We start from the raw sequence: 26,073 nt of genomic DNA, 5'->3' as shown, positions 1-26,073 counted from the left end.
TGACGACCGAGCCGGACGTCGCCGGCCCGCGTCGCTCCCTCCCGCTTCGAGGTGCACGGCTGCGGCCAGAACCAGGCGGGCACGGAGTACGCACATGGTGCTATCGTCATTAGCACCATGCTGCTGAGACTGAACGTCGCCGATCACCGCCCCCTGCACGAGCAGGTGGCCGGTGCGATCCGGCGGGCCATCGCCGAAGGGGAGTGCGCGCCGGGCGACCGGCTGCCCCCGGCGCGGGACCTGTCGCAGGCGCTGGGCGTGAACGTCAACACGGTGCTCCGCGGGCTGCGCGCACTGCGCGACGAAGGAGTGCTGGAGTTCCGCAGAGGGCGCGGGGTGACCGTGGCTCAGGGGGCTGACGACCGCTCGGCGCTGTTGGACCGCATCCGTGAGGTTCTGGCCGACGCGGAGCGTCTCGGGTACGGCAAGGACGACGTCATCGACATGATCAGGGGGGTCACGTGACCGAGCGGACGGAACGCGGGAACGGAACGTTGTGGGGGGCCGGCGCCTGGGGCGCAGGAGTCCTGGCGCTCCTGGTGGCCTTTCCTCTGGCCGCCAGGGACCGGCTGCCGGACCGGTTGGCGACCCACTGGGGGACGAGTGGTGATCCGGACTCCTCGATGCCGTTCTGGGCCGCGGCCTTCTTCCCGGCGCTGCTCTGGCTGGCCCTGGCGGTCGCCGTCCTGCTGATGCTGTGGCGCGCCCGCCGAACCCCTGGCGGGGTGGCGGCACCCTCGTGGGCTGGTGTGACCCTCGGTTTCACCGGCGTGACGCTCCTCGGCGCTCAGGCTTCCATCGTGCGGGCGAATCTGGACCGTACGGACTGGCGCGACGCCGGATCGGTGACGGTCTGGGTGGTCGTGACCCTGGCCGGCGCGGTCGCCGTGGGCGTGGTGGCCCTGCTGATCGGCCGCCGGGCGCGGGTGACGGTGCCGCCGGTGGCCGGGCCGGCGCTGGAGATACCCGAGGGGCAGCGGTTCGTGTGGCTGTCGCGGGCCTCCAACCGCTGGCTCCACCTCATGGCGGCCGCGTGCGGGATCGTCACGGCCGCGGCGACGGTGGCGGCGATGGGCGGCCTGGCCGGGCTGCACGCCGTGTGGTCGGCCGCGGCCTTCGCCCTCGCCACCGTCGCACTGCTCGCCTGCGCCTCCGTCCAGGCGCGGGTGACCGAGAAGGGGCTCGAGGTCGCCCTCGGTCCTCTGGGCTGGCCGACCCGGCGCTGGACCGCCGACGCCATCGCCTCCGCCTGGGCCGAGAACCGCACCGCCATGCAGGTCGGCGGCTGGGGCTACCGCCTGAGCGGCCTCGGCACCACCGTCATGCTGCGCGGCGGCGAATGCCTCGTGATCCGCACGGTCAAGGGCAAGGACTTCGCGGTCAGCGTCGACGACGCCGAACGGGGAGCGGCCCTTCTCAACTCCCTGATCGGGCAGCGCGCGAAGTGACGGATTCGTCCGCCCCGACACCCGACCCCAGGAAAAGCGTCCGTACGTCCTCCGCGAACACCTCCGGCACCTCCATCGCCGCGAAGTGGCCGCCCCGGTCGAACTCCGACCAGTGGCGGATGTCGTACAGCCGTTCCGCCAGGGGCCGTACCGGCCGGGTGATGTCGTGGGCGAACACCGCCACACCCACCGGGACCGGGCACCGCTCGCTCCGTCGCGCCGACTCGCGGTGCAGGCGGGCCGAGGACGCCGCGGTGGCGGTCAGCCAGTACAGGGAGACGTCCGTCAGGATCCTTTCGTCGTCCACCGGCGAGCGGGGGTCCGTCCACTGCGCGAACCGTTCCGCGATCCACGCCAGCTGGCCCACCGGCGAGTCGGTCAGCGCGTAGCCCAGCGTCTGCGGGGTCGTGGCCTGCAGGGCCTGGTACGGCGGGCGGCTCGCCATCAGCTGCCGCACCTTGTCCAGCCGGGCCTCGTCCGAAGGGCTCAGGGCGACATCGGCGTCCGGGTCGGGCCGGGTGGGCAGGTAGTTGACGTGTACCCCGACGACCCGCTCGGGTTCCACCGCACCCAGCGCCAGGGAGATGCCCGAGCCGAAGTCGCCGCCCTGCGCGCCGTACCGCTCGTAGCCGAGGCGCCGCATCAGCTCCGCCCAGGCGCGGGCCACGCGGACGACATCCCAGCCGCGCTCCCGGGTCGGCCCCGAGAAGCCGTATCCGGGGATGGACGGGATGACGAGATGGAAGTCCCGGGACAGTGGTTCGATCACCTCGAGGAACTCCAGGAACGAGCCCGGCCAGCCATGGGTGAGGATCAGCGCGAGCGCGTCCGGCCGGGCACACCGTACATGGATGAAGTGCACGTTCTGGCCGTCGATCTCCGTGACGTGGTGCGGCAGTTCGTTGAGCCGGGCCTCGTGCGCCCGCCAGTCGTAGCGGGTGCGCCAGTGCTCGGCGAGCTGCTTCAGCCGGGCCAGCGGGAAGCCGTAGTCCCACCCGGCCCCGGGTATCTCGTCGGGCCAGCGGGTGCGTGCGAGACGGTCGGCGAGATCGTCGAGGTCGGCCTGCGGGATGTCGATGCGGAACGGCGTGATCATGGTCGCCTCCGAAAATCGTTAGTGACACCAATGTTTGTCTTGCCAACGAAAGTAGACTGTTGGTCCCACCAACACAAGACGCGGAGGACCGCTCATGAGCCCCAGTGCGACCCCGGCACCGGAGGAACCCGCGCCCGCCCGTCTGCGCGCCGTCCCCAGCCGCCTGCTGGCCGGGTCCGCACTGGTGGCCGACCGGCTCGTCGGTGAGCGTCTGGCCGCCGAGGGTGCCCACAAGTGGCACTTCGCGGTGCTGCTGACACTCGCCGAGGCCGGCCCCGCCAGCCAGGCCGAGCTCAGCCGCCGCACCGGCATCCACCGCAGCGACATGGTCGCGGTCCTCAACGAACTGGCCGACGCGGACTGCGTCCGCCGCGACCCCGACCCCGCCGACCGCCGCCGCAACGTCATCACCCTCACCCCCGCGGGCGGCCGCCGCCTCGAACGGCTCGACGCGCTCATCCGCGAGGCGCAGGACGAACTCCTCGCCCCCCTGGCCCCCGGCGAGCGCGACGAACTCACCCGCCTGCTCACCGTCCTCGCCGCACACCACCGCCCCGTCCACCCCCACCGGGACGAGGAGTCCTGAACCCCGAGACCCCTGTCACAGCCCCCCGGTACGGTCGAGCCATGCCCACCCAGCCCTCCGCCCCGCCCGCCGGCGAACGCCGGTTCGCCACGCTCGAAGGCGTGTTGGAGCGCATCACCTACGCCAACGAGGAGAACGGCTACACCGTCGCCCGCGTCGACACCGGCCGCGGTGGGAACGACCTGCTCACCGTCGTCGGCGCGCTGCTCGGCGCGCAGGTGGGGGAGTCGCTGCGGATGGAGGGGCGGTGGGGCTCGCACCCCCAGTACGGCAAGCAGTTCCACGTCGAGAACTACACGACCGTGCTGCCGGCCACCGTGCAGGGCATCCGCCGCTACCTCGGCTCGGGGCTGGTCAAGGGCATCGGCCCGGTCTTCGCCGACCGCATCACCCAGCACTTCGGCACGGACACCCTCCGCGTCATCGAGGAGGAGCCCAAGCGGCTCATCGAGGTCCCCGGGCTCGGGCCCAAGCGGACCAGGAAGATCGCCGACGCCTGGGAGGAGCAGAAGGCGATCAAGGAGGTCATGCTCTTCCTCCAGACCGTGGAGGTCTCCACCTCCATCGCCGTGCGCATCTACAAGAAGTACGGCGACGCCTCCATCTCCGTGGTGAAGAACCAGCCCTACCGGCTCGCCTCCGACGTCTGGGGCATCGGCTTCCTCACCGCCGACAGGATCGCCCGGTCCGTCGGCATCCCGCACGACAGCCCGGACCGGGTCAAGGCGGGCCTGCAGTACGCGCTGTCGCAGGCCACCGACCAGGGCCACTGCTACCTCCCCGAGGAGAAGCTGATCGCCGACGCGGTGAAACTGCTCCAGGTGGACACCGGCCTGGTCATCGAGTGCCTCGCCGAACTCGCCGCCGAGCCGGAGGACCCCGGCGAGGACCCCGGTGTCGTGAGGGAGAAGGTGCCCGACCCGGACGGCGGCGACCCCGTCACCGCCGTCTACCTGGTGCCGTTCCACCGCGCCGAAGTCGCCCTCGCCTCCCAGCTGATGCGGCTGCTCCGCACCGACCAGGACCGGATGCCCGCGTTCAAGGACGTGGCCTGGGACAAGGCGCTCGGCTGGCTGCGCGGCCGTACGGGCACGGACCTGGCGCCCGAACAGGAGGCCGCGGTCAAGCTGGCGTTGACCGAGAAGGTGGCCGTGCTGACCGGTGGACCCGGCTGCGGCAAGTCCTTCACCGTACGGTCGATCGTGGAGCTGGCCCGCGCCAAGAAGGCCAAGGTGGTGCTCGCCGCGCCGACCGGCCGCGCCGCCAAGCGGCTCGCCGAGCTGACCGGCGCGGAGGCGTCCACCGTGCACCGGCTGCTGGAGCTCAAGCCCGGCGGGGACGCGGCGTACGACCGGGACCGGCCGCTGGACGCGGACCTCGTGGTGGTCGACGAGGCGTCCATGCTGGACCTGCTGCTGGCGAACAAGCTGGTCAAGGCCGTGCCGCCGGGCGCCCACCTGCTGTTCGTCGGGGACGTCGACCAGCTGCCCAGCGTCGGCGCGGGCGAGGTGCTCAGGGACCTCCTCGCCGACGGCAGCCCGGTCCCCGCCGTCCGGCTCACCCGGGTGTTCCGTCAGGCCCAGCAGTCCGGCGTGGTCACCAACGCCCACCGGATCAACGCGGGCAAGCACCCCGTCACCGACGGCATGAAGGACTTCTTCCTCTTCGTCGAGGAGGACACCGAGGAGGCCGGGCGGCTCACCGTCGACGTGGCGGCCCGGCGGATCCCCGCCAAGTTCGGCCTCGACCCGCGCCGTGACGTGCAGGTCCTCGCGCCCATGCACCGCGGCCCGGCCGGCGCGGGCACCCTCAACGGCCTGCTGCAGCAGGCCGTCACCCCCGCCCGCCCCGACCTGCCGGAGAGGCGGTTCGGCGGGCGGGTGTTCCGCGTCGGCGACAAGGTCACCCAGATCCGCAACAACTACGAGAAGGGCGCCAACGGCGTCTTCAACGGCACCGTCGGCGTCGTCACCTCGCTCGACCCGGTCGACCAGCGCCTGACCGTGCTGACCGACGAGGACGAGGAGGTGCCGTACGACTTCGACGAGCTGGACGAACTGGCGCACGCCTACGCCGTGACGATCCACCGGTCCCAGGGCAGCGAGTACCCGGCTGTCGTCATCCCCGTCACCACGGGCGCGTGGATGATGCTCCAGCGCAACCTGCTCTACACGGCGGTGACCCGGGCCCGGAAACTGGTCGTCCTGGTCGGTTCCCGCAAGGCCATCGGCCAGGCGGTGCGCACGCTGTCCGCCGGACGCCGGTGCACGGCCCTCGACATGCGGCTCGCCGGTGGGGGAGCGGCCGGGGCGGGCCCCCGTTCCGCCGGTTCCGCATCGTCGCGCGGGGGACCCGGAGAACACCGCCTCCCGGCGAGGGCCGAGGCCGCTGTGAGCGCCCCGTCATCAAAAAATGATCGATCAAATGAGTCGTGAAGGTCACAGAGGGCTTCCGGATGGGGAACACAGGGGGCAGGATGGGCAAGTTGGCGGCACTCAGTGCCGCCAATAGGCCCGATGGTCGACCCCGAGTGCACTCTCCTGAGCCGAGTGGGGGATGGTAGAGACAGTCAGGGCACCTCGAAGATGAGGCACAACGTCGGTGAGGGAAGACGTGAGCGACAACTCTGTAGTACTGCGGTACGACGGCAGCGAGTACACCTACCCGGTGATCGACAGCACCGTCGGTGACAAGGGCTTCGACATCGGGAAGCTCCGCGCCCAGACCGGTCTGGTGACGCTGGACAGCGGCTACGGCAACACCGCCGCCTACAAATCCGCGATCACCTATCTCGACGGCGAGGCCGGCATCCTCCGGTACCGCGGCTACCCGATCGAGCAGCTGGCCGAGCGCTCCACCTTCCTGGAGGTCGCCTACCTGCTGATCAACGGTGAGCTGCCGACCGTCGACCAGCTGGCGGGGTTCAAGGACGACATCACGCAGCACACCCTGCTGCACGAGGACGTCAAGAACTTCTACCGGGGCTTCCCGCGCGACGCCCACCCGATGGCCATGCTGTCCTCGGTGGTGTCCGCGCTGTCCACGTTCTACCAGGACAGCCACAACCCGTTCGACGAGCAGCAGCGGAACCTCTCCACGATCCGTCTGCTCGCCAAGCTTCCGACGATCGCGGCCTACGCGTACAAGAAGTCGGTCGGCCACCCGTTCGTCTATCCGCGCAACGACCTCGGCTACGTCGAGAACTTCCTGCGCATGACGTTCTCGGTCCCCGCCCAGGACTACGAGCTCGACCCCGTCGTCGTGGCGGCCCTGGACAAGCTGCTCATCCTGCACGCGGACCACGAGCAGAACTGCTCGACCTCCACCGTGCGTCTGGTCGGCTCCTCGCAGGCGAACATGTTCGCCTCGATCTCCGCCGGCATCTCCGCCCTGTGGGGCCCGCTGCACGGTGGCGCCAACCAGTCGGTGCTGGAGATGCTCGAGGGCATCAAGGCCGACGGCGGCGATGTCGACTCCTTCATCCGCAAGGTGAAGAACAAGGAGGACGGCGTCCGCCTGATGGGCTTCGGCCACCGGGTCTACAAGAACTTCGACCCCCGCGCCAAGATCATCAAGGCCGCCGCGCACGACGTGCTGTCCGCCCTCGGCAAGTCCGACGAGCTGCTGGACATCGCGCTCAAGCTGGAGGAGCACGCGCTCTCCGACGACTACTTCGTCTCGCGCAGCCTCTACCCGAACGTGGACTTCTACACCGGTCTGATCTACCGGGCCATGGGCTTCCCGACCGAGATGTTCACGGTCCTGTTCGCCCTCGGCCGCCTGCCGGGCTGGATCGCCCAGTGGCACGAGATGATCAAGGAGCCGGGCTCGCGGATCGGGCGTCCGCGCCAGATCTACACGGGTGTCGTCGAGCGGGACTTCGTTCCCGTCGAGGAGCGCTGACACCTGCCGGTGCGGGTGTCGGGCGCGTAAGCGTTCGTGTCCTGAGGGGCGTGGGCGACTGCAGGCCGGCTGTGGCTGGTCGCGCAGTTCCCCGCGCCCCTTCGGCGTGTTCCCCCCGCCCCTTCGGCGTGCTGCACGCGCCTCTTCGGGGGCTTGCCGCAACCGCAACCGCAAAGGAAAAGGCGCCCCGGCCGCCGGTCCCCCCACGGGCCGACGTACCAGGGCGCCTTCCCATGTCCCGGTGCGGATTCCCCCCACGGGATCCGGCCGGGCGCTTGTGAGGACAGCGCCTGAATCGCTGTGTGAGCACGGACGGACCTGAACCCGCCCGCACTCGTCGGTGTGCGGTCTGCCGGGACAACGCACGTCGGGAGGGCCGCTCAAAGCTTCCCTGGGCACGTGCCCCGGCAACGCAATCTCTGGAGAAGTCCCCCAAGACATCTCCAGATGCCAGGTAGCGCCCCCCAAGACGCTGCCCGACATCGCCAACTTAGACCTTCGAACCCCTTCGATGGTTACGTTCAGATCACTGTGATCTGCGTCTCTTGCACATGTCCCCACACTGCGCAGGAGGCCGCAAACCTCTCACGAGACCCAAGCGTAAGGAAGATGCGCGAGGCTTGTGAAGAGCTTATGTGAGGGTCTTACCGGACTCCAGGGGTACTGCCCACTTGAGACCTCAATGAAATGACCGGAGCCGCAGACTGTTGGTCACCACGAAGACCGACGAGAAGGCCATGGCCGCCCCGGCGATCATCGGGTTCAGCAGTCCGGCGGCGGCCAGCGGCAGCGCGGCCACGTTGTAGCCGAAGGCCCACACGAGGTTGCCCTTGATCGTGGACAGGGTGCGACGCGACAGCCGTATCGCGTCCGCGGCCACCCTCAGATCGCCGCGGACCAGGGTCAGGTCGCCCGCCTCGATCGCCGCGTCCGTCCCGGTGCCCAGGGCCAGACCCAGATCGGCGACGGCCAGCGCGGCCGCGTCGTTGACGCCGTCGCCGACCATGGCGACGCTTCGCCCCTCCTTCTGGAGACGTCTCACCACGTCGGCCTTGTCCGCGGGCAGCACCTCGGCGATCACCCGGTCCTCGTCGATGCCGACGGTGCGTGCGACCGCCTCGGCCACCGCCCGGTTGTCGCCGGTCAGCAGCACCGGCGTGAGGCCCAGCGCCCGCAGTTCGCGGACCGCCTCGGCGCTGGTCTCCTTCACCGTGTCGGCGACGGCGAGGACGCCGCGTGCCACCCCGTCCCAGCCGGCCACCACCGCGGTGTGCCCGGCGCGCTCGGCGTCCTCCTTGGCCCGCGCCAGCTCCGGCGGCAGCTCCCCGAACACCTCGGTCAGCCGCCCCACGGCCACCTCGCGGCCGTCCACACGCCCGCGCACGCCCCGGCCGGGGACGTTCTCGAACCGCTCCACCTCGGGCAGCGTGCCCACGCGCTCCTCCGCGCCCGCGGCGACCGCGCGGGCCACGGGGTGCTCGGAGGCGTGCTCCAGGGCGCCCGCGAGCCGCAGCAGCTCCCGCTCGTCGGTGCCCTCGGCGGCGTGCACCGTGCGCAGGGACATCCGGCCGGTGGTGACGGTGCCCGTCTTGTCCAGGACGACCGTGTCCACGCGCCGGGTGGACTCCAGCACCTCGGGGCCCTTGATGAGGATGCCGAGCTGGGCGCCCCGCCCGGTGCCGACCATCAGCGCGGTCGGCGTGGCGAGGCCGAGGGCGCAGGGGCAGGCGATGATCAGTACGGCGACGGCCGCGGTGAACGCGGCGACCGTGTCTCCGGTGTTGCCCAGCCAGAGCCCGAAGGTGCCGGCCGCGATCAGCAGCACCACCGGCACGAAAACCCCGGCGATCCGGTCGGCGAGCCGCTGCACCTGCGCCTTGCCGGTCTGCGCGTCCTCCACCAGCTTCGCCATCCGCGCGAGCTGGGTGTCCGCGCCGATCCGGGTGGCCTCGACCACCAGCCGGCCGCCCGCGTTGACGGTCGCGCCGGTGACGGTGTCGCCCACGGTCACGTCCACCGGCACGGACTCGCCGGTGAGCATGGACGCGTCCACGGCGGAGGAGCCCTCCACGACCGTGCCGTCGGTGGCGATCTTCTCCCCGGGGCGCACCACGAAGCGGTCGCCCACGGACAGCCTCTCGGCCGGCACCCGCACTTCGCGTACGCCAGCCCGTCTCCCGGCGCCGCCCTCGGCCGAGGGCGCTCGGCGCTCGCCGTCCTCGTGTCGCAGGACGGTGACGTCCTTGGCGCCCAGCTCCATCAGCGCCCGCAGCGCGGCGCCCGCCTGCCGCTTGGAGCGGGCCTCCAGATAGCGGCCGAGCAGGAGGAACGCGGTGACCCCGGCGGCGACCTCCAGGTAGATCATGGAGGCGCCGTCGGTGCGGGACACGGTCAGCTCGAAGGGGTGCCGCATGCCCGGCTCGCCCGCGTCGCCCAGGAACAGCGCCCACAGCGACCAGCCGAACGCGGCCAGCGTGCCCACCGACACCAGGGTGTCCATGGTGGCCGCTCCGTGCCGCAGATTGGTCCAGGCGGCCCGGTGGAAGGGCGCGGCGCCCCACACCACGACCGGCGCGGCGAGGGTCAGGGAGAGCCACTGCCAGTTGTCGAACTGGAGCGGGGAGATCATGGCGAGCAGGACGACCGGCAGCGCGAGCAGCGCGGAGACGATCAGCCGGGTACGCAGGGCGGCCGTCTCCGGGTCGGTCCCCGGGGCGGTGCCCTCCTTGTCGTCCCGCCGTGGGGGCGCCGGCTCCTCCGCGGTGTAGCCGGTCTTCACCACCGTGGTGATCAGATCGGCGACCTCGACGCCCGGCGGACAGGTGATCCGGGCCTTCTCGGTCGCGTAGTTCACCGTGGCGGTGACGCCGTCCATGCGGTTGAGCTTCTTCTCGACGCGGGCCGCGCAGGAGGCGCAGGTCATCCCGCCGATGAGCAGCTCGACCTCCGAGAAGGCCGGCTGCCCGGCGGCGGCCGGAGCCTCGGGGGCGGTGGTGCTGGTCATGTCCGTGCTCCTGGGACGTCCGGGATGCGGGCGGCGGCGCGCCGGGCCGGAAGGGCCGTTGGGGCCAGGGCGGCCGGGGGTGCCGGTTGCCGGGTGGCCGGTGCGGCCCGGTTCACGCCGCGCGGGGTGCTGTCGAAGGCGTACGGCTCCGGATCAGACCGTTCCGGCCAGCTCGAAGCCCGCCTCGTCTACGGCGGCGCGCACGGCCTCCTCGTCGAGCGGTGCCGCGGAGACCACGGTCACCTCGCCGGAGGAGGCGACGGCCGTCACCGAGCTGACGCCGGGGAGCTGGGAGATCTCGCCGGAGACGGCGCCCTCGCAGTGCCCGCAGCTCATCCCGGTCACCTTGTAGACGGTGGTGACGGAACCCTGGGTGTCGGTCTGGGAGGTCATGTCGTTCTCCTCGTCGGGGCTTGTGGGGTGTGCAGGGGGGCGGAGGGGTCCATGAGGACCCTCCATGTCAACACTATACCCCTAGGGGGTATGAATCCAGGACGGGCGAACGCGGGTACCGGACGGCCCGGGGACCGGTGCGCGCCGGCCCGGGGATACCGTTCCGCCGACAGCGGCGATCACCGGAAGGCGGGACCTGGCATGCGAGCGGTGGTGTTCGAGCGGTACGGGGAACCGGCCGAGGTACGCGAGGTCGCGGACCCGGAGCCGGCGGAGCACGGGGTGGTGGTCCGCGTGGAGGCGACCGGCCTGTGCCGCAGTGACTGGCACGCATGGCAGGGCCACGACCCGGACGTCGCCCTCCCGCACGTTCCCGGCCACGAACTCGCCGGGGTCGTCGAGGCGGCGGGCCCCCGGGTCACCCGCTGGCGCGCCGGGGACCGGGTCACCGTGCCGTTCGTCTGCGCCTGCGGCTCCTGCCCCGCCTGCGCGGCCGGCGACCAGCAGGTGTGCGAGCGCCAGACCCAGCCCGGCTTCACCCACTGGGGCTCCTTCGCCCAGTACGTGGCCCTCGACCACGCCGACGTGAACCTGGTCGCCGTCCCCGACGGCATGGCGTACGCCACCGCCGCCTCCCTCGGCTGCCGCTTCGCCACCGCCTACCGGGCCGTGGTCCAGCAGGGCCGGGTCGCGGCGGGGGAGTGGGTGGCGGTGCACGGCTGCGGGGGCGTCGGCCTGTCCGCGGTGATGATCGCGGCGGCGGCCGGCGCACGCGTCGTCGCGGTCGACGTGTCACCGGGCGCCCTCGAGCTGGCCCGGCGGTTCGGCGCGGCGGAGTGCGTGGACGCCTCCGCCGTGGACGACCCCGCAGCCGCGGTCCGTGAGCTGGCCGGCGGCGGCGCCCACCTCTCCCTGGACGCCCTGGGCGCTCCCGTCACCTGCGCCGCCTCGGTGAACGGCCTGCGCAGGCGGGGCAGGCACGTCCAGGTGGGCCTGCTCCCCTCGGAGACGGGCACCACGCCCGTGCCCATGGCCCGCGCAGTCGCCCTGGAGCTGGAGATCCTCGGCAGCCACGGCATGGCCGCCCACGCCTACCCGCCGATGCTGGACCTGGTGCGCGCCGGGGTGCTCCGCCCCGACCTGCTGGTGACCTCGGTGATCGGCCTGGACGCGGTGCCCGCGGCGCTGGCGGCGATGGGCGCCGCCCCGGCGGCCGGGGTGACGGTGGTCGAGCCTTGGCGCTGAGGGCGTGCGGACGCTGTGTCCGGGTGTGGTCGGGGGGCTGGGCGCCGCCCCGGCGGCCGGGGTGACGGTGGTCGAGCCCTGGCGCTGAGCGCGTGCACGGACGCCGTGCCCCCGTGTGGTCGGGGGGCACGGCGTCGTGGTGCGGAGGTCAGCCCCGGCGGTTGCCGGGACGGGCGGCGACCCAGCGGCGGACCGTGTCGGGGTACCAGTAGGGCTTCCCGTGCTCCACCCGGTCCGGCGGCGGCAGCAGGCCGTGCTTGCGGTAGGAACGGACAGTGTCCGGCCGCACCTTGATGTGGGCCGCGATGTCCTTGTACGACCACAGCTCGGTCATGTGTGCACCTCCCCGCGCCCGCCACGGCGGCGGCCGGGGGTGGCCGTCAGGGGGAGCCGGGCGTGCGCTGGCGATCGACAAGCGTCGTGCGGGAGAACGAGCCGTTCCGCTCACGGAGAGGGCTCGTGCGCGGGTGTGACGGAAGGGCCGCCCGCGTGTGACATCCGTGACGCGACGGGAGCGTTTGTGACAGGAGTGACGCACAGGCGCACACCGGCACACCGGCGGGGCGCATTGACTCCGGGACGTTCCGACCCGTACCGGCGCTCCCTTCCGTACCCCCACTTACGCGTTCTCGTCCGAATGTCCGGACAAAACATTGACAGGGCTTCATGGACGGGGCTAGAACCGGGGAGAGCCCTCGGACCCCGCAGGGCGGACGAGACGTCCGAAGGGAGCGTCATGGCGAGCCTCCACCGTCGCCGGGCGCTTCCCGGCCGTCGGGGCGTCCACGGCGTCGCCCCGTCACAGATCGCCTCCGGCGCGGGAGGCCGCCTCGCTTTGGCAGGAGCGAGGTGCGAGCGACGACTCCCCGCCCGCCGCGGCCCCGCGCCGGAGGTACGACCGTCCCGGACGCCCGCCCCCGGGACCCATGTGTCCACTCGGGGACCCGAACGGCCGACACAGTGTCGGGCCCGCCCGGCACCCCGGCCCTGGTGGGATGGACCCGTGGCCGCCGCCGCGGCGCGCCCGCCCGCGGCACCACCGCACGAGCTGTACGAACGGCACGTCTCCACCCGACGCCGCCATCTGCGAAGGAGTTCTCGGTCATGACGAAGATCGTCAACCACTGGATCGGCGGCAAGACCGCCGAAGGCGCCTCGGGAACCTACGGCCCGGTGACGAACCCGGCGACCGGCGAGGTCACCACCAAGGTCGCCTTCGCCTCCGTCGAGGAGGTCGACGCCGCGGTCGCCGCCGCCAAGGAGGCGTTCCGCACCTGGGGCCAGTCCTCCCTCGCGCAGCGCACCTCGATCCTCTTCAAGTTCCGCGCCCTGCTCGACGCCCACCGCGACGAGATCGCCGAGCTGATCACCGCCGAGCACGGCAAGGTGCACTCCGACGCCCTCGGCGAGGTCGCACGCGGCCTGGAGATCGTCGACCTGGCCTGCGGCATCAACGTCCAGCTCAAGGGCGAGCTGTCCACCCAGGTCGCCAGCCGCGTGGACGTGGCGTCCATCCGCCAGCCGCTCGGCGTGGTCGCCGGCATCACCCCGTTCAACTTCCCGGCGATGGTGCCGATGTGGATGTTCCCCGTCGCCATCGCCTGCGGCAACACCTTCGTGCTGAAGCCCAGTGAGAAGGACCCGTCCGCCTCCGTCCGCCTCGCCGAGCTGCTCGCCGAGGCCGGACTGCCCGAGGGCGTGTTCAACGTCGTGCACGGCGACAAGGTGGCCGTCGACCGCCTCCTCGAGCACCCGGACGTCAAGGCCGTGTCCTTCGTCGGCTCCACGCCCATCGCCCGCTACATCCACACCACCGCCTCCGCCAACGGCAAGCGCGTCCAGGCCCTCGGCGGCGCCAAGAACCACATGCTGGTGCTGCCCGACGCCGACCTCGACGCGGCCGCCGACGCGGCCGTGTCCGCCGCCTACGGCTCGGCCGGCGAGCGCTGCATGGCGATCTCCGCGGTCGTCGCCGTCGGCGCGATCGGCGACGAGCTGGTGGAGAAGATCCGCGAGCGCGCCGAGAAGATCAAGATCGGCCCCGGCGACGACCCCGCCTCCGAGATGGGCCCGCTGATCACCGCGACCCACCGCGACAAGGTCGCCTCCTACGTCGCCGGCGCGGCCGACGAGGGCGCCGAGGTCGTCCTCGACGGCACCGGCTACACCGTCGACGGCCACGAGAACGGCCACTGGATCGGCATCTCCCTGCTCGACAAGGTGCCGACCACCGCCAAGGCCTACCAGGACGAGATCTTCGGCCCCGTCCTGTGCGTGCTGCGCGCCGACACGTACGAGGAGGCCCTGGACCTCATCAACGCCTCGCCGTTCGGCAACGGCACGGCCATCTTCACCCGCGACGGCGGCGCCGCCCGCCGCTTCCAGCTCGAGGTCGAGGCCGGCATGGTCGGCGTCAACGTCCCGATCCCGGTCCCCGTGGGCTACCACTCCTTCGGCGGCTGGAAGGACTCCCTCTTCGGCGACCACCACATCTACGGCAACGACGGCACGCACTTCTACACCCGCGGAAAGGTCGTCACGACCCGCTGGCCCGACCCGGCGGACGCCCCCTCCGGCGTCGACCTGGGCTTCCCGCGCAACCACTGACCGTCCGTCCGGACCGGCACCCGCGGGCCGGAGCCGTGCTCACCGCACACGGCTCCGGCCCGCGGGGCGTTCCGTGCGCCTCCTCCGCGCGGCCATGGCGCGTCCATTCGCGTGTTGATCGGACCGAATGGGCGAAACAAGGGGCCTGACGGCGCGCCTTCACCGTTTCTTCACGTGGACGCTGTAGCGGGCGGCGACCCGACCGGATGCCGGGACCCCGCCGGACCGCGACCGGGCGAGCGCCCGGTCGTCAGCCACAGGCAAGGAGTGAGCGTGAAGATGCGCTTTGCGAAGACGCGGGGCGGGACGCTGGTGGCCGCGGCCGTCGCCGCGGTCGCCGCAGCGGCCCTGCTGGGAACGGCCCCCGCTTCGGCGGACGGCAGCCCGAAGGGCGACGGCGACGGGCACGGCAACGGGAGCGGCGCGGACCACTGGGGGGTGATCACCCGCAACACGATCGGCTCGCCCGTCGCCGCGCTCAGGAACGGCCCGTTCGGCTCGTTCGGCGTGCCGGTAGCGGAAGCCGGACCGCCCTACGGGCAGGGCAGCCTGGGCATCGAGGTGGCGGACAACTCCACCACGCTGACCCCGCCCAGCGAGAAGGCCGACTTCGGCAACGAGGTCGACTTCTTCGGCGACCGGGTCCGCGACCTGCGGGAGCTGGGCTTCCATGTCTTCCAGACCGGTGAGAACGTCACCTACGGCGGCCCGAGGAACCTGCCGAACATCAGGTTCGAGATCGATCCGAACCTGAGTGACCTCCAGGACGACTACTCGACCATGGTGTGGGTCCCGGACGCGGTCACCCAGACCAACCGCTGGAGCCCGTTCCTGAACGCCACGACCACCGGACACTGGTACCTGACGGGCAACGAGACGGAGTGCACCCAGGCGACCCCGTGCACCTTCGCCGCCTTGAAGGAGTCGCTCGACGACGGGGGCGAGGAGGCGACCGTCCTCACCGCCGCCGTCGGCAAGGGACGTGACCACATGTGGATCGGGGCCGTCGACGGCCTGCGCATCAACGACCGGATCTACGACTTCGAGGCGGACGGGGTCCGGGAGCGCCGCGTCGGCTGACGGAACCCTCGGGCCCGTGTACCGCGACCGCGGTACACGGCCGCAGCCGCGTACACCCCCGGGAGGTCCCCAGGTTCGGTCTCCGGTCGACAACGGACCGACAGGTGGACCCCGTACGGTTGACGCATGGATCTTCGACTGCCCCGCCTCCGGCGGCCGTGGCCCCGGCGTGCCCTCGCCGCCGCGGCCGCCGTCGTCGTGCTCGCCGGGGCCGGCACCTGGACCGCCGTCGCCTCCGACGACGAGCCCCGGGTGCGCCGGGCCGACCGCGTCATGGCAACGGACGACGGGGTGCGCATCGACACCTCCTACTTCACCGCGGGCCCCGAGGGCGGCCGTCCCGCCGTGCTGCTCGGGCACGGCTTCGGCGGCAGCAAGGAGGACGTCCGCGCACAGGCCGAGGACCTCGCCCGCGACGGGTACGCCGTCCTCACCTGGTCCGCGCGCGGCTTCGGCAGGTCCACCGGGAAGATCGGGCTGAACGACCCCCGGGGCGAGGTCGCCGACGTCTCCCGGCTGCTCGACTGGCTGGCCGAACAGCCCGAGATCCAGCTCGACAAGGACGGCGACCCCCGCGTCGGCATGGCCGGCAACTCCTACGGCGGGGCGATCGCCCTCCTCGGCGCCGGGTACGACGACCGCGTCGACGCCGTGGCCCCCGCCATCACCTACTTCGACCTCGCCGAAGCCCTCTTCCCCGACGGCGTGTTCAAGAAGCTGTGGGCCGGGGCCTTCGTCACGTCCGGCGGCGGCTGTGCCCGCTTCGAGCCCGAGCTGTGCGCCATGTACGAGCGGGTCGCCGAGTCCGGCGTCCCCGACGCACAGGCCCGCGCGCTCCTCGAGGCGCGTTCCCCGGCCGCCGTCGCCGACCGCATCGACGTGCCCACGCTGCTGATGCAGGGGCAGACCGACTCCCTGTTCCCGCTCGGCCACGCCGACGCCGCAGCCCGTGCGATCCGCGCCAACGGCGCCCCCGTCAAGGTCGACTGGCTGGCGGGCGGCCACGACGGCGGCGACCCCGAGACCGACCGCCTGCAGGCACGCGTCCGCGCCTGGTTCGACCGCTACCTCAAGGGCGAGAAGGGCGCCGACACGGGTCCCGCCTTCCGCGTCACCCGCACCGGAGGCGTCGACTCCACCGACGGACGGGCCCAGTTGCGCGGCGCGAGCGCCGACGCCTACCCGGGCCTGCACAGCGGCGAGCGGGCCGTGCGGCTGACGGGCCGTGAGCAGCGCTTCGCCAACCCGGCCGGCGCCAACCCGCCCGCCGTGTCCGCCCTGCCCGGCATCGGCGGCTCCGGCGGCCTCTCCCAGCTCTCCTCCCTCGGCATCGGCGTCTCCCTCGACTTCCCGGGCCAGCACGCCCGCTTCGAGTCCGCCCCCGTCACCCGCGACCTGCACGTCACCGGCTCCCCGACCGTCACCGCGCGGGTCAGGTCCACCAGCGACGACGCCGTCCTCTTCGCCAAGCTCTACGACGTCGGCCCGGACGGCCGGCAGCAGGTACTGCCCTCCCAGCTCGTCACCCCCGTCCGCGTCGAGGGCGCCCGCTCCGGCAAGGACGTGGAGCTCACCCTCCCGGCCGTCGACCACGAGGTCCGCAAGGGCCACCGGCTGCGGCTCGTCCTCGCCTCCACCGACCTCGCCTACGCCTCCCCGGCCGCCCCGGCCACGTACACCGTGGCGCTGAGGAGCGACCTCACCGTGCCCACCGCACCCGGCGTCACCACCGCCGCGGCCCCGCTGCCCGCCTGGGTGGTGTGGCTGCCCGTCGCCGGCGCCGTGACCGCCCTCGCGCTGCTCCTCACCGCCCGCCGCCGTACCACGGCCCCGGCCCCGGACCCCGATCTGGCCGACGTCCCCCTCCAGATCACCGGCCTGAGCAAGCGGTACGCACGCTCCGCCGACCGGTACGCCGTACGGGACCTGTCGTTCCGGGTGGAGAAGGGCCAGGTGCTCGGCCTGCTCGGACCCAACGGGGCCGGCAAGACCACCACCCTGCGCATGCTGATGGGCCTCATCAAGCCCGACGACGGCGAGATCCGCGTGTTCGGCCACGCGGTGCGCCCCGGCTCGCCCGTGCTGTCCCGGGTCGGCGCCTTCGTCGAGGGCGCCGGCTTCCTGCCGCACCTGTCCGGCCGGGAGAACCTCGAGCTGTACTGGGCCGCCACCGGCCGCCCGCCCGAGGACGCCCACCTCGACGAGGCCCTGGAGATCGCCGGCCTCGGCGACGCCCTCGCCCGCGCCGTGCGCACCTACTCGCAGGGCATGCGCCAGCGCCTCGCCATCGCCCAGGCCATGCTCGGCCTGCCCGACCTGCTGATCCTCGACGAACCGACCAACGGCCTCGACCCGCCGCAGATCCGCGAGATGCGCGAGGTGATGATCCGGTACGCGGCCGCCGGACGCACGGTGATCGTCTCCAGCCATCTGCTGGCGGAGGTCGAGCAGTCCTGCACCCACCTCGTCGTCATGGACCGCGGCCGGCTGGTCCAGGCCGGACCGGTCCACGACATCGTCGGCTCCGGCGACACCCTCCTCGTCGGCACCGTCACGCCCGTCGAGGAGCCACTCGCCGAGAAGGTCGCCGCGCTGCCCGGAGTGGAGTCCGCCGTCCGCACCGACGAAGGGCTGCTGGTGCGGCTCGGCGCCGACGGCAGCGCCCCCGCGCTGATCGCGGAACTGGTCCGGCTGGAGGTGCCCGTGACGTCCGTGGGCCCCCACCGCCGCCTCGAGGACGCCTTCCTCACCCTGATCGGAGGATCCGCATGAGCGCGCTCACCGAGCGGGCCGAGGAGTCCACGGCTCCCGGGCCGGCCGCCCCCGCGGAGACCGCCGTCGGCTACCGCGCCGGCCGCACCCTGCCGCTGCGGGTCGAGCTGATCCGCCAGCTCAAGCGGCGGCGCACCCTCGTCATGGGCGCGGTCCTCGCCGCGCTGCCCTTCGTGCTGGTGATCGCCTTCGCGGTCGGCGGCGAACCGGAGGGCCGCAACAGCCGGATCAACCTGATGGACACGGCCACCGCGTCCGGCGCCAACTTCGCCGCCGTCAGCCTGTTCGTGTCGGCGGGATTCCTGCTGGTCATCCCGGTCGCCCTGTTCTGCGGGGACACCGTCGCCTCGGAGGCCGGCTGGTCCTCCCTGCGCTACCTGCTCGCCGCGCCCGTGCCCCGGATGCGGCTGCTGTGGTCCAAGCTGATCGTCGGACTGGGCCTGAGCCTCGCCGCGATGATCCTGCTGCCGGTGGTGGCGCTCGCCGTCGGCACCGTCGCCTACGGCTGGGGCCCGCTGCACATCCCCACCGGCGGCACGCTCGACCCGGGCACCGCGGCCGGGCGGCTCGTGGTGATCGTCGCGTACCTGTTCGTGTCGCAACTGGTCACCGCCGCACTGGCGTTCTGGCTGTCCACCCGCACCGACGCCCCGCTGGGCGCGGTCGGCGGAGCCGTCGGCCTGACCATCGTCGGCAACGTCCTGGACGCCGTCACCGCCCTCGGTGACTGGCGGCACTTCCTGCCCGCCCACTGGCAGTTCGCCTGGGCGGACGCCGTCCAGCCCACCCCGGAATGGTCGGGCATGATCCAGGGCGCGTCGGTGTCCGTGACGTACGCGCTCGTGCTGTTCGCGCTGGCCTTCCGCGGGTTCGCGCGCAAGGACGTGGTGTCCTGACGCCCCGGGCCGCGTGACGGGCACGCGGCCGACCGGGTGAACCTGCGCAACCGATCCCGCGCAGCAGGGTTGGAGAGGGAGACAGGCCACAGGACAGCCGGGGCCGTGACGCGCGGCCTCGGCCGCCTCTCTCCATGCCGGGGCCGGCCTCCCATCTTCAAGCAGGAAGACAACCACATTGCGACAGACCCTGAGCAGGGGAGTGTTCACGGCGGCCGCTGCCGCCACGGGCATTCTGTCCCTGTACGGAACCCCCGCCCTCGCCGACTCGTTCGCGGGGGGCGGTGCCGAGGATTCTCCCGGTGTGCTGTCCGGGAACAACGTGCAGGCGCCGGTCCACGTGCCGGTGAACGCGTGCGGCAACACCGTCACCGCCGTGGGCGCCTTCAACAGCGCGTCCGACAACACCTGCGTCAACGAGTCCGGCGGCCACGGTGAGAAGGCCGGCGGCGCCACCGCGGCCGGCGGCGCCGAGGGCTCGCCCGGCGTGCTCTCCGGGAACAACGTGCAGGCGCCCGTCCACGCCCCCGTGAACGCGTGCGGCAACGACGTCACCGTCGGCGGCGTGGGCAACAGCGCCTCCGGCAACACCTGCGCCAACGTCTCCGAGGGCTCGCACGGCGAGAAGAAGTCCTCGGACCGCTCGGCGCACTCCCACCACGAGGCCTCCTCGGGCGTCTCGCACTCCGAGAGCGGCGGGGCCCACGCGGTCGGCGCCGCCAAGGGCTCGCCCGGCCTGCTGTCCGGCAACCTCATCCAGGCGCCGATCCACGTGCCGGTGAACGCCTGCGGCAACAGCGTCAACGTCGTGGGGCTGTTCAACGCGGCGAGCGACAACACCTGCGTCAACGAGTCCGGCCACGAGGAGAAGGAGCCGGAGAAGACGCCCGAGAAGGACAAGCCCGAGCCGCCCACGGTCAAGACGCCGCCGACCCCGGTCGAGCCGCCGGCCGTCCACACCCCGGACGGCCCGCCGCACCTCGCCGAGACCGGCACCGACGGCCTGATGGCCGCGTCCGCCGCCGGCGCCGTGCTGCTCACCGGCGGGGCCATGCTGTACCGCCGCGGCCGCGTCGGCGCCCGCCGCTGACGGTCCCGCGGACACCGGGCCGACCCCACCCGGAGCCCGCGCCCCCGGCACGAAGCGTCCCCCGGACCACCGGTCCGGGGGACACTTCGTCGTGGGCCGCCGTCAGCCGCGCACCGGGGCCGGCGTGCCGCCGCGGCCCGCGCCCGCCGGCACCGGCACGCTCCCGCGGACCGGGGCCGCGCGCAGCCGCCTGCGAACCCCCTGCACCAGCGTCGACGCCGTGAACGTCGCACCGTGCACGAACCGCATCGCCGGACCGAACCCGGACGCCGACACCAGACCCGCGAGGAACAGCCCGGGGTAGGACGACTCGAAGCCCCGGTCCAGCACCGGCGACCCGTCGGGCAGTGCCGTCATCGCACCGCGCAGCTCCGCCGACAGCAGCCCCAGCCGGTCACGGTGAGCCTTGAACCCGGTGGCGGCGATCACGTGCTCCGTCTCCATCGTGCGCCGCGCGCCCGACAGATCGGCCAGCTCCAGCCGCAGCCCGCCCGGCACCGCGGCTGCCGCCGTCACCTCGTGCCCCGGCAGCAGGTCCACCGCGCGCTCCACCCGCTCCCGCACCCACCAGGCGCCCGCCGGACCCAGCGCCGTCGCCGCGATCCGCGTCCGGGTCGCCTCCGGCAGCCGCCGGAACAGCCCCGGCCGCTCCGAGTAGAACCAGTTCCGCCAGCCCGGACCCAGACCGCTGTGCGGGGAGCGCGCCGACTGCCACCACGGCCGCTCCCACGGCGGCGGAACGTCGTTCCAGCGCAGTCGCTCCGCCCGCGCCAGCACCCGCACCCGCGTGCCCTGCTCGGCGAGCAGCGCCGCCGTCTCCAGCGCCGCCTGGCCCCCGCCGATGACGGTGACGTCCTTGCCCTGGAAGGGGCCCAGGTCGCTGTGGTGGCTGCTGTGCGTCACCAGCGCCGGGTGCAGCCCGCGCAGCGCCGACGGCACCTCGATGAACGGCATCACGCCGACCGCGAGCGCCACCGTCCGCGCGTGCAGCACCTCCCCGTCCTCGGCGACCGCGCTGAAGCCCTCCGGTCCCGACGACACCCGCGCGATCGTCCGCTCGTCCACCTCGGGCACGGCGTTGCGCGCGAACCACAGCCCGTACGAGGCGAAGTCCTCCACCGGGATCGGGTGCGCGTGACGGGCGGTCAGGCCCTGCTCGGTGCAGTACGCGTCGAGCCGCCAGCGTCCTGACGGGTCGGACAGGTTGGACGCCCACGGCTCCGACTTCAGGAACATCCCGGCCGGCATGTTGTCCCGCCAGGACGCCATGGGCCGGCCGAAGACACGCAGGTTCAGTCCGGCGGCCGCCGCGTGCGACGCGATCGACAGACCGTACGGACCCGCGCCCACCACCAGGAGGTCGTACATCATCAGCTGCTCGCTTTCTCGTTGTCGGTCGTCAGGGAGGGCGTGACCGCCCGGGGCGCCGGGCGCTGCGCCGGCACCTCGGTCGCGGCGCCCAGCCGCCGGCGCAGCCGGCCGGACACATGACGGGCCCACAGGGCCCACATCGCGAGGCCCGGGGCGCGGTCGTCGCCCGCCCACCAGGCCAGTTCGCGTCCGCCGGGCCCGGGACGCAGCGCGGCGAAGGGCGCGTAGTTCTCCACCACGAACGCCCTGCCGGTCACCGGATCCCCGTCCGGCAGCGGACGCCCCGTCAGGTCCGCGTGCAGCGCCCGTACGACGTCCAGGCCGGCGCTGTCGGTGAACAGCCGGAACTGGGCGCCGGGGCGCGGGTTGAAGTCGAGGAGGTGGTAGCGGCCGGTGGCGCCGCAGCGGCGGAAGTCCAGGTCGAAGATCCCGCGGTAGCCCAGCTCGCCGGTGATGCGCTCGGCCAGCGCGATCACCTCCGAGTTGGGCGTCCAGCGGCCCACCGCGGTCAGTCCCGCGCCGCGCGGCCAGGACAGGTGCTTGCGGCCCGGCCCGCCGGCCCGCACCGTGCCCGTGCGGTCGGCGTAGCCGTGGAAGAACCAGTCCCGGTCCGTGCCGGGCGGAAGAAACGCCTGGAGCAGCAGCGGGCTGCCCGCCTCCGCGGTGCGCGCGTGCAGCTCCCGCGCCTCGCGGGCGGTGTGCAGCACCTGGGTGCTGCGCAGCCCGGAGCCCGCCGGTAGCAGCCAGGGGCGGCTCCACTTGGCGACCACCGGCAGCCCGAGCCGCAGCGCGTCCTCGGCGGCCCGCGCCGGGGTGTCCGGGACCTCCGTGCGCGGATGCGGCACGCCCACGGAGGCGCACACGGACGCCAGTTCGGCCTTGTCCGCGACGCGTTCGGGCAGCGCGGACGGCATCACCGGCAGCAGGTAGGAGCCGGTGAGCTCCTCGCGCAGCCGCGCCGTGGTGATCGCGGTGGCGTCGTCCATCGGCACCAGCACCGCCGGACGCCCCACCTGGGCGGCGACCCGGCGCAGCACGGCGAGGACCTCGTCCGCGGACGCGTCCGGGGGCGGCGGGGCGTGCAGCCGGCGCACAAAGCGCGAACGGGCCACGGGACTTCCCGCGCAGTCGGCGACGACATGGACGTCCACCCCCGCCCGGCCGAGCGACCGGACCGCGCCCAGGGTGCCGTGGTGAAAGGGATTCCGGTCGATCCGCAGCACGACCGCGGGAACCCGGGTGTCAAGCAAGGACACGCATTCTCACTTTCTTCTGGCGTCGTCTCACCCACACGGGCGAGAACGGCACTCGAAAGCCGCAGTGGCAGTGGCACTGTCGTATTTCGTATGGCTGACTTCATATGACTGTTCGTCAACAGCGAGGCATCAGGCAGCAGGCGGACGCGAGCGAGAAGAGGAGCAGCCAATGGCCCCACACCACAGGCGGGTCCGGGCCCGGGCCCTGGCCGTGGGCGCGGCGGCGGTCGCCGTGTCGGCCGCCCTGGCGGCGGGCCCCGTGGCCGGCGCGGCGCCCATGGACGACGCGGGGGCCGCGCTGCCGGGCCCCACCGAGCGCCCCACACCCGCCGCGGGCGCCCGGCCCGCGCCGGGCGCCGAGCCCGCCGCGTCGGCCTTCCCCACACCCGACGTCGACGTTCCCGCCGTGTCCGTGCCCGAGCTTCCGCCCGTCCCGGAGGTGCGGCCGCCCTCCGTGCCCACCCCGGCGAAGGGCGTGCCGCCGTTCGGCGCCTTCCTCGCGTCCGACGCGCGCGGCGTGCAGCGGATGGAGCAGCTCAGCCGCTGGCTCGGCGGCGCCGAACTGCGCGTCGGCCACACCTACCTGCCCGGCAACCACTGGAAGGACATCGAGGGCGACGTCGGCTTCCTCGAGGACTGGGCGCGCTGGCGCAACGCCGACGACAAACGGATGCTCGTCCTCAACGTCCCGCTCCAGGAACGCAACGAGGCGGGCGTGCCCGACAGCGAGGTCCGCGAACTGCTGCGACGCGGCGCGGCCGGCGAGTTCGACCACCACTTCCGCACCCTCGCCGAGCGGCTCGTCGAGCTGAAGATCCCCGACACGGTCCTGGTCCTCGGCTGGGAGATGAACGGCATCACCTACACCCACCGCTGCGGGCCCGACCCGGCGAACTGGAAGAAGTACTGGAACCGCATCGTCACCACGATGCGTTCCGTCCCCGGCCAGAAATTCCGGTTCGAGTTCACGCCCAACCGGGGCCGTGACGCCGTGCCGTGGACCGAGTGCTATCCCGGCGACGACACCGTCGACATCATCGGAATGGACTCCTACGACCAGCCGCGCGGAATGTCCTTCGACGAACAGGTGAAAGAACCGTACGGCCTTCAGGCGCACGTCGATTTCGCCAAGGCGCACGGAAAGCCCATCGCCTATCCGGAGTGGGGGCTTTTCCGCAACGGCGACAATCCCGAGTACATGCGCCGCATGCTCGCCTGGATGCAGCAGCACCGGCCGCTCTACCACACGGTGACCGACTACTGCCCGCACGGCGTCTGGCAGTGCGACGACAACCCGGACGCCTCCCGCGTCTTCCGCAACGCCCTCTTCGGCCGCACGCCCGAGGACCCGCAGACCCCGTCGCCCACCGAGCCGCCCGCGGGACCGGAGCTGCCGGACCACTGCGCGCCGCTGGACCTCGGACGCTGGGTGGAGCACTGGCTCGGCGGCAAGCTGTGCCTGCGCCTCGACTGGTGGTCGCGCTCCGGGTGACGCCGGGGCCGTCCCGGCCCGGCCCGCCGCCGTCACCGCGGCACGTCGGCGGCGGAGGCCGGACCGGGCACGGAGGCGCTGGGCGCCGGTTCCCCGTCGCGGCCGCCGCGGCGGGGCCGGGCCAGCAGCGCCAGACCGCCCAGCAGCCCGCCCGCGCTCGCACCGACCAGGGCGGTCACCACGGGCGACGCGGAGGCGGGCGCGGACGGCTTCACCGCGCGGGAGAACTGCACCAGCCGCACCCGGGTGCTGTCCTTGGTGTCCTCCGCGTGCCGGGTCAGCGCCCGCGCCACCGCGTTCGCCATGTCGACCGCCGTACCGGGACGCTCGGAGACGGCCGTGACGGACACCATCGGCGCGTCCGGCGAGGTCGCCGTGCGCACGCCGTCCCGCAGGGTGCGCACCGGCACACCGGCCCACACCTGCGCGTCCCCGAGCACCGCGAGCTGGGTGGCCACCCGCCCGTACGCCTGCGCGAAACCGCGCGCGGACTCCGGGCCGGCCTGGTCGGTGGGGACGGCCACGACGTAACTGGTGGCCGTGTACTCGGCCGGGGTGAGCAGGCCGTACGCGCCGCCGGACAGGCCGCCGAGGAGCGTGCCCGCCACCAGCGCGGACCAGGCGGGCAGTCTTCGGACACGGTCCAGGGACGGAACACGCAGACGGGTCGGGGTGTCGGTCATGACGACGGTGCTTCCTTGACGTTGAGGGACGGGGACGGGCCGGCCGCGGTGGCCGCGTACACGTCCATCAGGCGGGCCGAGCTGCGGGTGATGCTGTAGTGGCGGGCGGCCTCGGCTGCCGTGCGCGGCGCCGGGCCCGCCGCGCGGACCTCGGCGATCGCGCGGGCGTACTCCTCCGGGCCGCCGCGCACCCGCCGCGCACCGGCCGAGGCGTCCGGCGGCAGGTCCTCGATCGCCGGGCACGACCCGTGCAGCACGGGCAGCCCGGCGGCCAGGGCCTCCACCGCCGCCAGACCGAACGCCTCCTCCGTGGACGGGGAGGCGAACAGGTCCATCGCCGAGGTGAGCGAGGGGAGGTCGGGCCCGGGGGAGCCGTCGGGCACGGCGGGCCGCTCCCCCGTGAACAGCACCCGCCCGGACACACCGGCCTCGTGGGCGGTGCGGCGCAGCAGGTGCTCCTCGGGGCCGCCGCCCACCAGCAGCAGCCAGCAGTCCTCCGGAAGCCGCGCCAACGCCCGCACCAGCACGTCGAACCTCTTGCCGCGGGCGAGCCGGCCCACCCCGCCGACGACGAACGCGCCGTCCGGCAGCCCGAGCCGCCTGCGGGTGCGTTCCCGACGCTCCGGGTCGAAGCGGAACCGGTCCAGTTCGATGCCGTTCGGCACGACCTCGATCCGGGGAGCGGGCACGCCCCACCGCTTCAGCCGGTCCGCCACCGTCGGGGAGACGGCGACCGTCGCCGAGCCGAGCCGTTCGCTCGCCAGGTACAGCGCCCGCACGCCCTGCGTGAGCGCGCGGCCCTCCATCTGGGAGTCGCCCAGCGAGTGCTCGGTCGCCACGACCGCCCGCACCCCCGCCACGCGCGCGGCGAGTCGGCCGTACACGCAGGCCCGGTAGAGGTGGGTGTGGACCAGGTCGTAGCCGCCGGAGCGGATCACCCGGACCAGGCGCGGCAGTACGCCCACGTCCCGGTTGCCCGCCATGCCCAGGTGCAGCACCCGCACCCCGTCGGCGCGCAGGCCCTCGGCGACCGGCCCCGGGTTGGTGAGCGTCACCACGTCGCAGTCGACGGGCAGATGACGCAGCAGCAGCCGCAGCTGCTGTTCGGCGCCGCCCACGCCGAGACCGGTGATGATGTGCAGCGCCCTCAT

Annotated in this window: 20 protein-coding genes; 12 read left to right on the top strand and 8 right to left on the bottom strand. The window is 73.1% G+C overall.

What is annotated here, in order from left to right:
* Positions 1-117 precede the first annotated feature (117 nt).
* Positions 118-465, top strand: coding sequence for a GntR family transcriptional regulator (locus ACF1AG_RS03790; RefSeq protein WP_359746432.1), 348 nt, complete (start codon positions 118-120; stop codon positions 463-465).
* Complete coding sequence (locus ACF1AG_RS03785; protein WP_359603108.1) at positions 462-1,448, top strand: DUF1648 domain-containing protein; 987 nt, start codon at positions 462-464, stop codon at positions 1,446-1,448. The genes ACF1AG_RS03790 and ACF1AG_RS03785 overlap by 4 nt, the downstream gene beginning before the upstream one ends.
* Here ACF1AG_RS03785 and ACF1AG_RS03780 read toward each other — a convergent pair.
* Positions 1,417-2,544, bottom strand: a complete 1,128-nt coding sequence (locus tag ACF1AG_RS03780; protein WP_359603110.1) for an epoxide hydrolase family protein — start codon at positions 2,542-2,544, stop codon at positions 1,417-1,419. The two genes, ACF1AG_RS03785 and ACF1AG_RS03780, sit on opposite strands and share 32 nt — an antisense overlap.
* Before the next feature lie 94 nt (positions 2,545-2,638).
* Between ACF1AG_RS03780 and ACF1AG_RS03775 the strand changes: the two genes are divergently transcribed.
* The 3 genes from ACF1AG_RS03775 (at position 2,639) to ACF1AG_RS03765 (ending at position 7,033) form a co-directional block, all read left to right on the top strand.
* Positions 2,639-3,130, top strand: coding sequence for a MarR family transcriptional regulator (locus ACF1AG_RS03775; protein WP_359603112.1), 492 nt, complete (start codon positions 2,639-2,641; stop codon positions 3,128-3,130).
* A gap of 41 nt (positions 3,131-3,171) precedes the next feature.
* On the top strand, positions 3,172-5,565 hold the full coding sequence (locus ACF1AG_RS03770; RefSeq protein WP_387794421.1) for an ATP-dependent RecD-like DNA helicase: 2,394 nt from the start codon (positions 3,172-3,174) through the stop codon (positions 5,563-5,565).
* A 178-nt stretch (positions 5,566-5,743) separates the two neighbouring features.
* Positions 5,744-7,033: a citrate synthase gene (locus ACF1AG_RS03765; protein ID WP_024887427.1), complete on the top strand. Its 1,290-nt coding sequence runs from the start codon at positions 5,744-5,746 to the stop codon at positions 7,031-7,033.
* A gap of 679 nt (positions 7,034-7,712) precedes the next feature.
* Here the strand turns inward: ACF1AG_RS03765 and ACF1AG_RS03760 are convergent.
* Both ACF1AG_RS03760 and ACF1AG_RS03755 read right to left on the bottom strand, forming a co-directional pair.
* A complete protein-coding gene (locus ACF1AG_RS03760) occupies positions 7,713-10,037 on the bottom strand; it encodes a heavy metal translocating P-type ATPase (protein WP_391809269.1) in 2,325 nt (774 codons plus the stop codon).
* A gap of 153 nt (positions 10,038-10,190) precedes the next feature.
* Positions 10,191-10,430: a heavy-metal-associated domain-containing protein gene (locus ACF1AG_RS03755; protein ID WP_359603118.1), complete on the bottom strand. Its 240-nt coding sequence runs from the start codon at positions 10,428-10,430 to the stop codon at positions 10,191-10,193.
* A gap of 201 nt (positions 10,431-10,631) precedes the next feature.
* On the opposite strand from ACF1AG_RS03755, the gene ACF1AG_RS03750 reads away from it, so the two are divergent.
* Positions 10,632-11,675, top strand: coding sequence for a zinc-dependent alcohol dehydrogenase family protein (locus ACF1AG_RS03750; RefSeq protein WP_391809268.1), 1,044 nt, complete (start codon positions 10,632-10,634; stop codon positions 11,673-11,675).
* Between the two features lie 148 nt (positions 11,676-11,823).
* Here the strand turns inward: ACF1AG_RS03750 and ACF1AG_RS03745 are convergent, their stop codons facing one another.
* On the bottom strand, positions 11,824-12,009 hold the full coding sequence (locus tag ACF1AG_RS03745; protein ID WP_359603122.1) for a MerR family transcriptional regulator: 186 nt from the start codon (positions 12,007-12,009) through the stop codon (positions 11,824-11,826).
* Positions 12,010-12,779: 770 nt separating this feature from the next.
* Here ACF1AG_RS03745 and mmsA point away from each other — a divergent pair.
* From mmsA to ACF1AG_RS03720, 5 genes are all read left to right on the top strand, one after another.
* On the top strand, positions 12,780-14,282 hold the full coding sequence (mmsA, locus tag ACF1AG_RS03740; protein WP_359603124.1) for a CoA-acylating methylmalonate-semialdehyde dehydrogenase: 1,503 nt from the start codon (positions 12,780-12,782) through the stop codon (positions 14,280-14,282).
* Positions 14,283-14,561: 279 nt separating this feature from the next.
* Positions 14,562-15,362: a hypothetical protein gene (locus ACF1AG_RS03735; protein ID WP_359607591.1), complete on the top strand. Its 801-nt coding sequence runs from the start codon at positions 14,562-14,564 to the stop codon at positions 15,360-15,362.
* A gap of 126 nt (positions 15,363-15,488) precedes the next feature.
* The gene (locus tag ACF1AG_RS03730; RefSeq protein WP_359607587.1) at positions 15,489-18,134 is read left to right on the top strand and encodes an alpha/beta fold hydrolase; all 2,646 of its coding nucleotides are present in this window, start codon (positions 15,489-15,491) and stop codon (positions 18,132-18,134) included.
* Positions 18,131-19,030, top strand: coding sequence for an ABC transporter permease (locus tag ACF1AG_RS03725; RefSeq protein WP_359607585.1), 900 nt, complete (start codon positions 18,131-18,133; stop codon positions 19,028-19,030). The genes ACF1AG_RS03730 and ACF1AG_RS03725 overlap by 4 nt, the downstream gene beginning before the upstream one ends.
* A 178-nt stretch (positions 19,031-19,208) precedes the next feature.
* Complete coding sequence (locus ACF1AG_RS03720; protein ID WP_359607583.1) at positions 19,209-20,120, top strand: chaplin; 912 nt, start codon at positions 19,209-19,211, stop codon at positions 20,118-20,120.
* A gap of 102 nt (positions 20,121-20,222) precedes the next feature.
* On the opposite strand, the gene ACF1AG_RS03715 is transcribed toward ACF1AG_RS03720, so the two are convergent.
* Positions 20,223-21,488, bottom strand: a complete 1,266-nt coding sequence (locus tag ACF1AG_RS03715; protein ID WP_359607589.1) for an NAD(P)-binding domain-containing protein — start codon at positions 21,486-21,488, stop codon at positions 20,223-20,225.
* 2 nt (positions 21,489-21,490) lie between these two features.
* Complete coding sequence (locus ACF1AG_RS03710) at positions 21,491-22,747, bottom strand: ATP-grasp domain-containing protein (RefSeq protein WP_387794427.1); 1,257 nt, start codon at positions 22,745-22,747, stop codon at positions 21,491-21,493.
* 169 nt (positions 22,748-22,916) lie between these two features.
* On the opposite strand from ACF1AG_RS03710, the gene ACF1AG_RS03705 reads away from it, so the two are divergent.
* Entirely contained in the window at positions 22,917-24,239 is a 1,323-nt protein-coding gene (locus tag ACF1AG_RS03705) for a glycosyl hydrolase (RefSeq protein WP_359607377.1), read from the top strand.
* Between the two features lie 32 nt (positions 24,240-24,271).
* Here the strand turns inward: ACF1AG_RS03705 and ACF1AG_RS03700 are convergent, their stop codons facing one another.
* Positions 24,272-24,922 (bottom strand): lipopolysaccharide biosynthesis protein, encoded by a 651-nt coding sequence (locus tag ACF1AG_RS03700; protein ID WP_359607378.1) that lies wholly within the window; start codon positions 24,920-24,922, stop codon positions 24,272-24,274.
* Positions 24,919-26,073 carry a glycosyltransferase gene (locus ACF1AG_RS03695; RefSeq protein ID WP_359607379.1) on the bottom strand — a complete coding sequence of 385 codons (1,155 nt, stop codon included), beginning with the start codon at positions 26,071-26,073 and terminating at the stop codon, positions 24,919-24,921. The genes ACF1AG_RS03700 and ACF1AG_RS03695 overlap by 4 nt, the downstream gene beginning before the upstream one ends.

The organism is Streptomyces sp. NPDC014764 (assembly GCF_043082785.1).
GTDB classification, from domain to species: domain Bacteria; phylum Actinomycetota; class Actinomycetes; order Streptomycetales; family Streptomycetaceae; genus Streptomyces; species Streptomyces althioticus.
The sequence above is the reverse complement of the archived record's forward strand: the minus strand, read 5'-3'. Positions and strand labels throughout refer to the sequence as shown.

Excerpts from the sequence above, each read along its gene's own strand:
- ACF1AG_RS03790 (WP_359746432.1), top strand. The coding sequence starts at position 118 with ATGCTGCTGAGACTGAACGTCGCCGATCACCGCCCCCTGCACGAGCAG.
- ACF1AG_RS03780 (WP_359603110.1), bottom strand. The coding sequence starts at position 2,544 with ATGATCACGCCGTTCCGCATCGACATCCCGCAGGCCGACCTCGACGAT.
- ACF1AG_RS03775 (WP_359603112.1), top strand. The coding sequence starts at position 2,639 with ATGAGCCCCAGTGCGACCCCGGCACCGGAGGAACCCGCGCCCGCCCGT.
- ACF1AG_RS03770 (WP_387794421.1), top strand. The coding sequence starts at position 3,172 with ATGCCCACCCAGCCCTCCGCCCCGCCCGCCGGCGAACGCCGGTTCGCC.
- ACF1AG_RS03760 (WP_391809269.1), bottom strand. The coding sequence starts at position 10,037 with ATGACCAGCACCACCGCCCCCGAGGCTCCGGCCGCCGCCGGGCAGCCG.
- ACF1AG_RS03755 (WP_359603118.1), bottom strand. The coding sequence starts at position 10,430 with ATGACCTCCCAGACCGACACCCAGGGTTCCGTCACCACCGTCTACAAG.
- ACF1AG_RS03750 (WP_391809268.1), top strand. The coding sequence starts at position 10,632 with ATGCGAGCGGTGGTGTTCGAGCGGTACGGGGAACCGGCCGAGGTACGC.
- ACF1AG_RS03745 (WP_359603122.1), bottom strand. The coding sequence starts at position 12,009 with ATGACCGAGCTGTGGTCGTACAAGGACATCGCGGCCCACATCAAGGTG.
- mmsA (WP_359603124.1), top strand. The coding sequence starts at position 12,780 with ATGACGAAGATCGTCAACCACTGGATCGGCGGCAAGACCGCCGAAGGC.
- ACF1AG_RS03735 (WP_359607591.1), top strand. The coding sequence starts at position 14,562 with ATGCGCTTTGCGAAGACGCGGGGCGGGACGCTGGTGGCCGCGGCCGTC.
- ACF1AG_RS03730 (WP_359607587.1), top strand. The coding sequence starts at position 15,489 with ATGGATCTTCGACTGCCCCGCCTCCGGCGGCCGTGGCCCCGGCGTGCC.
- ACF1AG_RS03725 (WP_359607585.1), top strand. The coding sequence starts at position 18,131 with ATGAGCGCGCTCACCGAGCGGGCCGAGGAGTCCACGGCTCCCGGGCCG.
- ACF1AG_RS03715 (WP_359607589.1), bottom strand. The coding sequence starts at position 21,488 with ATGTACGACCTCCTGGTGGTGGGCGCGGGTCCGTACGGTCTGTCGATC.
- ACF1AG_RS03705 (WP_359607377.1), top strand. The coding sequence starts at position 22,917 with ATGGCCCCACACCACAGGCGGGTCCGGGCCCGGGCCCTGGCCGTGGGC.
- ACF1AG_RS03700 (WP_359607378.1), bottom strand. The coding sequence starts at position 24,922 with ATGACCGACACCCCGACCCGTCTGCGTGTTCCGTCCCTGGACCGTGTC.
- ACF1AG_RS03695 (WP_359607379.1), bottom strand. The coding sequence starts at position 26,073 with ATGAGGGCGCTGCACATCATCACCGGTCTCGGCGTGGGCGGCGCCGAA.